The 11,724-nt window shown below is 67.1% G+C and carries 7 protein-coding genes; all 7 read right to left on the reverse strand.

The annotated features are described in order from the left end of the window. Positions 1–169: 169 nt before the first annotated feature. Positions 170–2,365, reverse strand: coding sequence for a TonB-dependent receptor (locus tag AC3IS2_RS03805; RefSeq protein WP_489199345.1), 2,196 nt, complete (start codon positions 2,363–2,365; stop codon positions 170–172). Between the two features lie 293 nt (positions 2,366–2,658). Then, a complete protein-coding gene (locus tag AC3IS2_RS03810) occupies positions 2,659–3,231 on the reverse strand; it encodes a cupin domain-containing protein (protein ID WP_489199346.1) in 573 nt (190 codons plus the stop codon). Positions 3,232–3,236: 5 nt separating this feature from the next. Next, positions 3,237–4,523, reverse strand: coding sequence for an acetylornithine deacetylase/succinyl-diaminopimelate desuccinylase family protein (locus AC3IS2_RS03815; RefSeq protein ID WP_489199347.1), 1,287 nt, complete (start codon positions 4,521–4,523; stop codon positions 3,237–3,239). A gap of 10 nt (positions 4,524–4,533) precedes the next feature. Next, on the reverse strand, positions 4,534–5,655 hold the full coding sequence (leuB, locus tag AC3IS2_RS03820; protein ID WP_489199348.1) for a 3-isopropylmalate dehydrogenase: 1,122 nt from the start codon (positions 5,653–5,655) through the stop codon (positions 4,534–4,536). After that, a complete protein-coding gene (locus AC3IS2_RS03825; protein ID WP_489199349.1) occupies positions 5,639–6,403 on the reverse strand; it encodes a glucose 1-dehydrogenase in 765 nt (254 codons plus the stop codon). The genes leuB and AC3IS2_RS03825 overlap by 17 nt, the downstream gene beginning before the upstream one ends. Before the next feature lie 11 nt (positions 6,404–6,414). Further along, on the reverse strand, positions 6,415–7,863 hold the full coding sequence (locus AC3IS2_RS03830; protein ID WP_489199350.1) for an aldehyde dehydrogenase family protein: 1,449 nt from the start codon (positions 7,861–7,863) through the stop codon (positions 6,415–6,417). A 236-nt stretch (positions 7,864–8,099) separates the two neighbouring features. Continuing rightward, positions 8,100–11,354, reverse strand: coding sequence for a TonB-dependent receptor domain-containing protein (locus tag AC3IS2_RS03835; RefSeq protein ID WP_489199351.1), 3,255 nt, complete (start codon positions 11,352–11,354; stop codon positions 8,100–8,102). Positions 11,355–11,724 lie beyond the last annotated feature (370 nt).

Below are 11,724 nucleotides of genomic sequence, written 5' to 3' on the forward strand. Positions count from 1 at the left end.
CAGAGCGGCCAGTAGCGGATGAACGGCGGGCGAAGAAAAGCCTGTTATTCGCGCGCCATAAGTGACTGATTTTCGGGCTTTAGGGCGGTCGACGATCAGGATCGTGGGCGCCCCGATCAAGGGGCGGGCTGGAAGGCGGACGGAGATCCTTCCAGCCCGGAGGCGGCGCTCAGTATTGCAAGCTGAGGCGCGCGCCGATGGTGCGCGGACGGCCCGGCTGGGCGATGTCGGCGCTGGTGAAGAAGTTGCGCGTCAGGTCGTATTCCTGATCGAACAGGTTGCGCGCCCAGAAGGTGACGGACCAGTTGGCGGCCTCGGGGCCGACCGTCACGCTGGCGTTGGCCAGCCAGTAGCCCTCGACGTCATACTTGGCGCCCAGCCACGACGGATAGTCGTCGCGATAGCTGTAGTTGGCCTCGGCCGTGACGGCGAAGCCGCTGACCATCCAGTCGTAGCTGGCCGACCCTGCGTAGCTCCATTTGGGGAACAGGATCGGATCGCCGGCCTTGTCGACAAAGATCGCCTGGTTGGCCGCGCGCGAGGCGGGCACGTCCAGGGCTTCGTACTCGTCGTACTCGCCCGATTTGTAGCTCAGCGACTGGCTGATCCGCAGGCCCTGCACCGGCTTCAGCACAGCCTCCAACTCGGCGCCCCAGATGTGCGACGACGGCACGTTGGTGAAACGCCCCACCGGCCCGTTGGCGCCCCAGACCGCCGACAGCACCTGCTGGTCGGTATAGTCGTAGTAGTAGGCGGCGCCGTTGATCTGGACCGCTCGCGAGGGATCGGCCTTGAAGCCGACTTCGTAGGCCCAGAGGATTTCCGGGTTGAAGGGCTCGATGCCGCTGCGGTTGCCGGTGTTGTAGGTGGTGAAGCCGCCCGACTTGGCCCCTCGGCTGGCCGAGCCGTAGATCAGGATGTTGTCGGAGGGCTTGAACTCCAGCGCCGCCTTGCCGGTCAGCGGCGTCATCTTGGTGTCGACCGTGGTCGGGGGCAGGGCGGTGGCGCCGCCGAAGGCCGAACCGAAGCCCTCAAGCTCGCGCGTCTCTTCCTCATAACGCAGGCCCAGGATAGCCTTCCAGCGCTCGGCGAAGGCGTACTCCGCCTGGCCGAACAGGCTCCAGGACTCGACCTTTTGATCATAAGTCACCTGGGCGTAGGTGGCGAAGATGTCGATGAAGTCCGAGAAGTAGCGCTCGTTCAGGTCCTGCTTGGAATAGTAGAAGCCCGCGACCCAGGTCAGATTGCTGTCGTTGTCCGAGGCCAGACGCAGTTCCTGCGAGAGGACGTCCACGTCGCTGCCGAAGAAGGTGTCGGCCTCGACCGAGGCGCTGGAGTCCCAGTCGCCGTATTCGCTGCGGTCTAGGGTCTCGAAGCTGCTGATGCTGGTCAGGTTCATGCCCTTGAGCGCCAGGTTGGCGTTCAGCGACGTGCCCCAGGACGAGTTGTCGCGACCCGGCTTGTCCTTCACGTCGCGGCCGATCGAGGCGGCGAAGCGCGGCGACAGGCCCCAGCCGGTCTTGGAGCGATCCTTGTCAGCAGGGATCAGCGGTCCGGCGCCGCCGCGCGTGCGCAGGTCGCTGAACAGGTAGAGGGCCTGGTTCTCGGACTTGTCGATCCCGCCGTGGACGTCCAGCAGCAGGGACAGGGTCTCGGTCGGATCCCAGGCCAGCAGGGCGCGGGCGCCGGTGCGGTCGGCGTCGCCGATGCTCTCGCCGGTGACGCGATTATGCTGCCAGGCGCCGCCCTGTTCGGTCGAGACCGCCAGACGGCCGCGCAGGCCGCCCGCCAGCGGACCCGAGACATGGCCCTCGGCGCGGAACTGGTCGTGGCTGCCCCATTCGGTCATCAGGCCGGCCGACAGGTCTTCGGTCGGGCGTTTGGTGACGAAGCTGATGGCGCCGCCGGTGGTGTTGCGGCCGTAGAGGGTGCCCTGCGGCCCGCGCAGGACCTCGACCCGGTCGATGTCGAAGATCAACCCTTGCGTCATGACCGGGACCGGATAGGCGACCTCGTTCACATAGACGCCGACGGTGGGCGAGTTGTTCGAGGCGTAGTCCTGGAAGCCGACGCCGCGCATCCGGAACTGGGCCGCGCCGCCGCCGAAGGCCGGTTCGACCTCCAGATTGGGCGTGGCGTTCTGAAGCTGGTTGACGTTGGTGATGCCCTGTTGCGTCAGGCTCTCGCCGCTGAGGACGCTGAGGGCGATGCCCACGTCCTGGGCCGCCTGCTCGCGCCGCTGGGCGGTGACGATGACCTCATCGACCGCCGTCGCCCGTTCGGGCGGCGCCTGCTGGGCCATGGCGGCGGTGGAACACAGGGCCGCGAGCGCCCCCACGGATACGCTGACCAAAAGACGATTCATCGCCTCATCCCTCCCAATGACGCCGCACGGACCGTTCTTGGCGGTCTTGTTGCGGCTGCGAACGGAACGATGGTTCCGCCCTCCCGGCATCTATCCTCGGCTTCGAAAATTGTGCAACGCAGCAAGCTTCACCGTTTGCCTAGCGGCGCCACGGTTTCACCGCTTTGTCGTGCACGAAGTAGCTTCTGAAGCGGTCGGGGCCGCAAGACTGTTTCTTTGTGGGCGCAGATTCCTGACAATTATTGGGAATTTATTTTTATTGCTCAGTATTCCGATCAACCGCAACACAGGCGTCAGAAGGTCGGCGGTGTGCAGGCGCTAATGACGATGCAGGGGACATCGCCGACGTTGCGGAATCGGTGCGGCAGGGTGCTGGGGAACAGGTAGCCGTCGCCGGCCTTGAGCACCCGCGTCAGCGCATCGACCGTGACTTCCAGTCGGCCCTCGATGATCAGCCCGCCTTCCTCGCCCTCATGGGTCAGCAGGACCCGGCCGCTGTCGGCGCCCGGCTGATAGGTCTCGTAGAGGATCTGCAGCGAGGACCCCTGTCCGGCGCCCAGCTGGCGATAGGAGACCTCGCCCTGGGAAATCTCGGTCAGTTCGTCGTTGCGATAGAAGTATTTGGTCGCCGTCTCGAACTCGGTGCTGAAGAACTCGCCCAGGGACACGCCGGCCGCGTCCAGCAGGCGCTTCAGCGAGCCGACCGAGGGGCTGGTTCGGCCGCTTTCGACCAGGCTGACCGTGCTGGACGGCACCCCGGCCTTGCGCGCCAGCGCCCGCTGGGACAGGCCCAGCCGCGCCCGCAGCGCTCGCAGGCGCGGGCCGATGATGTTGCCGTCGTCGTCGTTCCCGTCGCCGCGCGCCATGTCGCTCATCCTCGCTTGCGGGTCAGCAGGTCATAGGCCGCGCGGGCCATGACCTTGGCCGAGTTGCTCATGTCCTCGATCCCCACCCACTCGTCGGGCTGGTGCGCCAGATCCAGCACGCCGGGGCCGTAGGCGATGCAGTCCTTCAGCTTGCCGATCCGGTCGATATGCTTCTGGTCATAGGTGCCGGGCGAGCAGACGAACTGGGCCTTCCTGCCCAGCACCGTCTCGATGGCGGCGGCGGTGGTGCTGGCCACCGGCCCTTCGCGGTCGGCCATGCTGGGCGCCACCTCGAACAGGTCGCGCATTTCGTAGCGGAAGCCGTGGCGCTGGGCCGCCAGCCCGTCGAGGATGGCCTTCACCTCGCCCTTCACGTCCTCCAGCGTCTCCTCGATCAGGAAGCGGCGGTCGATGATCATGCGGCTGGAATCCGCCACGCAGGGCGCCGGCAGGCCGTCGAAGCCCTCGGCCTGACCGCCGTGGATCGAGTTGATGTTCATGGTGGACTGGCGCGCGCCCGCGGGCACGACGGGCATATCCGAATGACGGCCAGCCATGGCCGGATAGAGCTTGTCCTCGAATTCCTGCATCACCGCATTCATGTGGCGGATGGCGGAATCGCCGAGGAAGGGCATGGAGCCGTGGGCGATGCGCCCCTTGGTCTCGATCTCGGCCCACCAGACGCCGCGGTGGCCGATGCAGACCCGGTCGACGTTCAGCGGCTCGGGGATGATGACGTGATCGACGCGCGGGGTGGAGAACCAACCGCGCTCGGCCAGATAGGCGACGCCGCCGTAGCCGCCGGATTCCTCGTCCACCGTGCCGGAGATTTCCAATGCGCCGGGCAGGGGCAGGCCGGAATCGATCAGGGCCTCGACCGCGATGATGGAGGCGGCCAGGCCCCCCTTCATGTCGCAGGCGCCCCGGCCATAGACGCGGCCGTCCTTCACCTCGCCGCCGAAGGGATCGACGGTCCAACCTTCGCCGACCTCGACCACGTCGATATGGCTGTTGAAGTGGACGCAGGGCCCCGGCTCGGACCCCGTCCAGCGGGCGATGACATTGGTGCGGGGATAGGCGTCGCTGTCGCCTGGCGAGCCTTCGCCGCGAACATATTCGACGGTGAAGCCGCGCTTTTTCAGCCGCTCGCCGATGTATTCGGCGCAGGGGCGATAGGCCTCGCCCGGCGGATTGACGGTGGGAAAGCGGATCAGGTCCTGGGTCAGGGCGACCAGTTCGTCGGTGCGCCCGTCGATCAGGTCCATGACGGTCTGCATTGTGGGGGCGCTCATCGGTCGGACCTCATGCGGACAACTGATCCAGCGCGGCCAGAACCGCGTCGGTCATCTGAAGGGTGGAGACGGGGGCGACGCCGGCTTCCGCGATGTCGGGGGTGCGGACGCCCTGGGCCACGACGCGGCGCACCGCGCGCTCCAGCAGGTCGGCCTGTTCCGGCGCATTGAAGGAATGGCGCAGGCACAGGGCGAAGGACAGGATGGTCCCGATCGGGTTGGCGATGCCAAGTCCTGCGATATCGGGCGCCGAACCGTGGATCGGCTCATACAGCGCGCGGCTGCGCCCCGGATGATCCAGCCCCGACAGCGAGGCCGAGGGCAGCAGGCCCAGCGACCCGGTCAGGGCCGCCGCCGCGTCCGACAATATGTCGCCGAACAGGTTGTCGGTGACGATGACATCGAACTGGCTGGGCCGCCGGACCAACTGCATGGCGCAGTTGTCGGCGTACATATGGCTCAGCTCCACGTCGGGATAGTCGGCGGCGACCTCGCTGGCCACGGTGCGCCACAGGGCGCCGGTCTCCATGACATTGGCCTTGTCCACCGAGCAGACGCGGCCCTGGCGACCGCGCGCGATCTCGAAGGCGACGCGGCAGACGCGGGCGATTTCAGCCTCGGTATAGGCCTGGGTGTCGTAGGCGCGGCGCTGGCCGTTCGCGTCGACCTCGTTGGCGCGGGGCAGGCTGAAATAGACCCCTGCGGTGGCCTCACGCACGATCAATATGTCGAGGCCCCGGATCAGCTTGGGCTTCAGCGCCGAGGCGTCCAGCAGTTCGTCGAAACAGACGGCGGGCCGCAGGTTGGCGTAGAGGTCGAGCGCCTGACGCAGCCGCAGAATGCCCATCTCGGGCCGCTGGGCGCGGGGCAGGTGGTCCCATTTCGGCCCGCCGACCGCGCCGAACAGGACGGCGTCTGAGGCCAACGCCTGCTCCACCACATCCTCGGCGATGGGCGCGCCGACCGCGTCGATGCTGGCCCCTCCCGCGAGGCCCTCGCTCAGTTCCAGCCTCAGCCCGGCGTTCCGGCCAAACCAGTCGGCGACGCGCAGGGTCTCGCGCACGATCTCAGGCCCGATGCCGTCGCCGGGCAGGACCAGCAGCTTGAAGGCGCGGTCAGATGCAGCGGCCACCATCCACCTCCATGGCCACGCCGGTGATCATCGAGGCGTCGTCCGAACAGAGGAAGGCGGCCGCCGCCCCCATGTCCTCGGGCGTCGAGAACCGGCCCAGCGGGATGGAGGCGAGGAATTTGGCGCGGACCTCGGGCGTGTCCTCGCCCATGAAGGTCTGCAGCAGCGGGGTCTCGCCCGCCACCGGGTTCAGGGTGTTCACCCGCACCTGGAAGGGCGCCAGCTCGACCGCCATGGCGCGTGTGGCCGTGATGACCCAGCCTTTCGACGCATTGTACCAGGTCAGGTTCGGGCGGGGGCTGACCCCGCCGGTCGAGGCGATGTTCAGGATGGCGCCGGACCCCTGCGCCTTCATCCCTGGCACGAAGGCCTTGGACATCAGGTAGATGGAGCGAGCGTTGACGTTGAAAATGCGGTCGAAGGCTTCGTCCGACAGCTCGTCCAGCGGTTGCGGCGTGTGGCCGACCCCGGCGTTGTTGACCACGATGTCGACCCCGCCCAGAAGGCGGTTTGCCGTCTCGGCCAGGGCGGCCACGTCCGCGGCGCTGGCCACGTCCACGGCCTGACCCAGTCCTGCGTCGCCCAGTTCCGCCGCCAGGGCGCGGGCGGCGTCGCCGTTCAGATCGGCGACGATGACGCGGGCGCCTTCCTCGGTGAAACGACGCGCGATCCCGGCGCCGAAGCCCGAGGCTCCGCCCGTGACGATGGCGCGCTTGCCCTCCAGCCGCTTCGTTCTGTTCCCCCCCATACGCCTACTCCCTATCCGTGATGGGCCGCGACGGTCTTGAGCGTGGTGAAGGCGTAGAGCGCCTCGAACCCCTTCTCGCGACCGTGGCCCGACTTGCCGACGCCGCCGAAGGGCAGTTCCACCCCGCCCGCCGCGCCATAGTTGTTGATGAAGACCTGTCCGGCCCGCAGCCGTTTCGCCAGCCGCATCTGCCGCCCGCCGTCGGCGGTCCAGACCCCGGCGACCAGGCCGTAGTCTGTGCCGTTGGCGATGGCGACCGCGTCCTCCTCGGTGTCGAAGGGGATGACGACCACGGCGGGGCCGAAGATTTCTTCCTGCGCCAGGGCATGATCCGGCGTCACGCCCGCAAACAGAGTGGGGCGCACATAGTGGCCGCCCGCGGGGGCGTCGGCGGCGATCTCGCCCTGGGCTGTGATCAGATCGGCTTGCGCGCCGAGGTCCAGATAGCGGTCGACCATGGCCTTCTGCTTGGCCGAGATCAGCGGCCCCACGTCGCGGTCGTCAATGGCGGCGCCGACCTTGAGCGCGCGATAGCGTTCCGACATCCGCGCGACCACCTGGTCATAGACGCCGCGCTGCACCAGCACGCGCGATCCCGCTGAGCAGGTCTGGCCCGCGTTCTGGACCCCGGCGTTGACGAGGAAGGGCAGGGCCTTGTCCAGATCGGCGTCGTCGAACACCAGCTGAGGCGACTTGCCGCCCAGCTCCAGCGTCACCGGCACGGCGTTGATCGCCGCCGCCTGCTGGATGGCCACGCCCACGCCGGTCGAGCCGGTGAAGGACAGGTGGTTGACCCCCGGATGCGCCGCCAGCGCCGCGCCCGCCTCGGCGCCCGTGCCGGTCACGACGTTCAGGGCGCCGGCGGGCAGGCCACAATCCTCGGCGATGTGCGCAAAGGCCAGGGCCGTCAGCGAGGCCTGTTCGGCGGGCTTCAGCACCGCCGCATTGCCGACCGCCAGCGCCGCCACCACGGACCGGCCGATGATCTGCATCGGATAGTTCCACGGGATGATGTGACCAGTCACCCCGTGCGGCTCGCGCAGGGTGTAGACCGTGTAGCCGTCGAGGAAGGGGATGGTCTCGCCGTGCAGCTTGTCCGCCGCCCCGCCGTAGAATTCCAGATACCGCGCCAGGGCGACCACATCGGCCCGCGCCTGTTTCAGCGGCTTGCCGACGTCGAGCGCTTCAAGCTGGGCCAGCATGTCGATCCGGGCCTCGACCTCGCGACCCATGCGCGCCAGCACGCGCCCACGTTCGGCGGCCGTCATCCGCCCCCAGGGGCCGTCCAGAGCCGCCCGCGCGGAGCGCACCGCCGCGTCGATGTCCTCGGCCCCGCTCGCCGCCAGCACGCCTATCGGCTCGCCGGTCGAGGGGTTCTCGATGGGCAGGACGCCGCCGCCGGCCGGCGCGCGCCACTGGCCGCCGATGAAGACCTGATCGGTAGGAAAGGGCGCGACCATCAATCCGTGCTCACCATCATCGCGGATCGCCGTTGCGAACGCTGAGCCGTCAGTGGGCACAATTATCGATTACGCAACAAGCCCTTTATGGGCGGGGTCTAAGTTACTGATTTTATGTTCGCCCCGATCGATATTCCGAGCGTTCATGCCGCGCGCTCGAATCCGGTCAGGCCCAGAATGCAGAAAGGGGCGGCGGACCGAAGTCCGCCGCCCCTCTTCCGTTCAGGCCCTAAGGCTTAGAACGGACGGTAGTTCAGGCTCAGGAAGAAGCGACGTCCGAACAGGTCGAAGTTGTCGGAAGTCGTGTTGCCCAGCCAGCGCGCCGGCTCGGCGTCGAAGGCGTTCACGACGCCTGCACGGACCGTCAGGTTGTCGCGAGCGGCCCAGCGCACGGAGAAGTCGTGCTGATGGAAGTCGCCCGTTTCCAGGTACTTGGCGGTTTCATACAGGTCGGGGTTGGCGACCAGGTTGTCCTTGTCGAGGATTTCCTGGCTGGCTTGCCAGTCCCAGTCCCAGGTGAAGGCCACGGTGTCGACCGGCGACCAGGTGGCGGTCGACAGGAAGCGCACGCGCGGCATGCCGACGGTGTCTTCGAAGTCCGACGAGTCGGTCGGATCGTCGATGTTGACGAAGTCGTGCTGCTGGATCAGCCAGTTGCCGCGGACCGAGTGGCTGAACGTGCCCCAGTTGCGACCGAAGAATTCCGGCAGGTCCGTGCGGTAGCTGGCGGTGAAGTCGACGCCCTTGGCCGTCAGCGCCGCATAGTTCAGCGAACCCTGGATGAAGCTGGTCACCAGGAACGACGACGCATCGCGGGTCTGGGTGGCGCAGGCGCCGGCGTTGACGTTGGTGCCGTTGACGCACTGGTTGGCGGCGTTCTGGGCCGTCACCGAGGCGATCGCGTCGTTGATCTCGATGTCGTAGTAGTCGAGCACCAGCGAGAGGTTCGGGAGCAGGTAGTCCGGCGTCCAGACGCCGCCGATCGTGAAGCTTTCCGAGGTCTCGGGCTTCAGGAAGGGGTTGCCGCCGGCCAGGCCCGACACCGAGCCGCTGCCATAGTTGGGCAGATAGGCGTTGGCGGCCGACGGGTCGTTGAAGGACAGGTTGAGACCCGCCGCCGACGCCAGGGCGCCGCAGTTGGCGATGCGGTTGGCGGCGATCGAACGGTCAGCCAGGTTGTTGATGACCGTGGCGCTGCAGGGGTCGCTGAAGCCGTTGGCGAAGGTCTGGCCCAGCGGTTCGTTGGTTTCGCCCAGGTTCGGAACGCGGATCGCCGTGGCGGTCGTGGCGCGGAACATGAACTGGTCAACCGGGCGCCACTGGAACTGGGCGCTGTAGGTTTCCTGCTGGCCGACGTGCGAGTAGTCCGAGAAACGGTAGGCGCCGTTGATCTCGGCCGACTGACCCAGGAAGCTGTCGCGGAACAGCGGGATGCTGATTTCGGCGAACACGTCGTTGGTGTCGTAGCTGGCTTCCTTGAAGTCGGGGCCTGCGTTCAGGAACAGGAAGCGGCCAGCGGTGTCGCGGTCGCGGCCCGTGCCGCTGGTGATTTCCTTGCGGTATTCATAACCGATCGACGCGCCGATCGGGCCGGCGCCCCAGAAGTCCCACAGCTTGCCCGAGGTGTAGGCCATGAAGTCGTGCTGCTTGTTCTGGTCGGTCACCGTGACGGCGGCCTGGATGTAGTCCAGACCCTGCTGGGTGAAGCCGCCCGGACCGAAGACGCGAACCGGCGAGCAGCTGTCGATCACGGCGCCCTGACGCGAGAAGGTGGTCGGAACGCCGCCCACGTTGATCACTGCGTCCGGCACGGCGACGCCGTTGGCCTTCATCAGTTGCACGCGGCAGACGATTTCGCCCGGCTTGCCGTGGACCTTGCCCGCGACGTCGATGACGGCGTCGGCCGCGGCCTGATAGCGGAGCACGTCCACGCCCAGTTCGCGGTTCGAGTTGTTCATCTCGCCGTAGGTGTAGCCGGCTTCCCAGTTGACGTCCTTGACGAAGCCGATGTCGCCAGCGTCGCCGCGCAGACCGACGACGTAGCGTTGCAGGTCGCGGTTGTTCAGCTGGTTACGGGCCGGGCCATAGAGCTTGTGCTGGGCGCGGGCGTCGGCGACCGTGCTCGTGATCACGCCGGCCGAGTTGTAGATGTCGCGGCGGTTGTTGGTGATCGCCTGACGCACGTCGGCCGGCAGGTAGGCGTTGTCCAGGCCGATTTCAAAGGCCGACGTCGCGGTGATGGCGCCGACGGTGTTGGCGGCCAGGTTGCGGATGTTGAAGTCGTGGAACACGCGCTGACCGGCGTCGTAGGTTTCTTCCTCGACGTACTTGGCTTCGGCGAACAGGCTGACCCGGTCGGTGATGTCGAAGTTCAGGCCGGTCTGGAAGCGATAGTTTTGCGATTCCGGCAGACGGCTGGCCTGGCCTTGCTCGGTGTTCGAGACCTGGCCTTCGCCACCGTTGCTGACAGAGCGGCTGAAGCCCGTGCCCTGGCGGATCGAACCGAAGGTGACCGGACGCGATTGGCCCTGGTCATTGAACAGGTAGGAGTTGTCCAGGCGGTTCGACGGCGCCAGCGAGAAGCAGCCCGCGGCGAAGCTCGTGGCCGAGCAGGTGTTGAACGGGACGTCGGGGTCGCTGGCGGCGCTGGGCTTGGTGCCGGTCGCCAGGATGGTCACGCCGCCGAAGTTGGTGCCGCGGATATAGGTGCGGGCGTCGCGGATCAGGATCTGGTCCGGGATGCCGTCCGAGGGGGCGCTGGACGGGTCGGCGTCGTTGCCGATCAGAGCCCAGGACTCGCGGCGCCAGTCGACGTCGGAATCCAGCACCTCGTCGTTGCGCTGATATTCGCCCGAGACATAGTAGTTCAGGCGGCCGTCCAGCAGGTTCTGGCCCCACAGGACCGAGAGGCGCTGGCTCAGCTGGTGGTCCTGGTTGATCTCGGCGATCGAGCCGTCGATCTCCAGGCCGTCGAAGTCCTTGCGCTGGATGAAGTTGACCACGCCCGAGACGGCGTCGGCGCCGTAAACCGCGGCCGCGCCGCCGGTGATCACCTCGGTGCTGGCCACAAGCAGACGCGGAATCGTGTCGACGTCCACCGCCAGCGAGCCGGGGCTGGAACCGACGTGACGACGACCGTCCACCAGAACCAGGGTCCGCACGGCGCCCAGGGCGCGCAGGCTCAGCAGCGACAGGCCGCCGTCGTTCAGGTTCGAACCCGTGGTGTCTTCCGGCACCTGCGACGTCGACAGGGCGGGGATGTCGGCCAGGAAGTCAACGACGTTGACTTCGCCCGACTGCAGCAGCTCTTCCTGACCGATCTGGATCAGGGGCGTGGGCGAGTTGGTCGGGCTGCGACGGATGCGCGAGCCGGTGACGACGATCTCGCCGACGTTGGTCGCCTGTTCATCCTGAGTCTGGGCCGAGGCGGCGACAGGAGCCACGCCGATCGCTGCGGCGGCCGTCAGGCCCGCGATCAGGGTCGTGCTCATGAGCCGAGATTTGATTGTGGTCATTTTTGATTTCCCCTCCCGGAGCTCCGTCCGGGTAAACGGCGCCTTTTGCCGCCGTAGCTCAATCCTCGCATCGGCGCGCCGCAGCAAGAATTATGGCGGCGCGGCGACGCAATTACGCTGTAATGAGACTTTTGGGTGACGGTTTGCCACGCTTGACCGCGGGCTCAGCCCGTGAGTGAAAAATCGTCGGTCGGCGACCTTCGTTACTCTGCGCAACTCTTGTCGTGTGTCTCGGCGAAATGCGACGCAGCCGTGTCTGCCGGGTCAGTGCGGCGCGCGAGAGCCCAAGCCTCGCGATGCGGTGGCTCTGAGGTCCGGGGCAAGGCCGCTGATTGGGCCATCAACA

The sequence above is a fragment of the Brevundimonas sp. KH_025 genome, from assembly GCF_057839885.1.

Coding starts and splice junctions, on each gene's coding strand:
- AC3IS2_RS03805 (WP_489199345.1), bottom strand. CDS start 2,365: ATGAATCGTCTTTTGGTCAGCGTATCCGTGGGGGCGCTCGCGGCCCTG.
- AC3IS2_RS03810 (WP_489199346.1), bottom strand. CDS start 3,231: ATGGCGCGCGGCGACGGGAACGACGACGACGGCAACATCATCGGCCCG.
- AC3IS2_RS03815 (WP_489199347.1), bottom strand. CDS start 4,523: ATGAGCGCCCCCACAATGCAGACCGTCATGGACCTGATCGACGGGCGC.
- AC3IS2_RS03825 (WP_489199349.1), bottom strand. CDS start 6,403: ATGGGGGGGAACAGAACGAAGCGGCTGGAGGGCAAGCGCGCCATCGTC.
- AC3IS2_RS03830 (WP_489199350.1), bottom strand. CDS start 7,863: ATGGTCGCGCCCTTTCCTACCGATCAGGTCTTCATCGGCGGCCAGTGG.
- AC3IS2_RS03835 (WP_489199351.1), bottom strand. CDS start 11,354: ATGAGCACGACCCTGATCGCGGGCCTGACGGCCGCCGCAGCGATCGGC.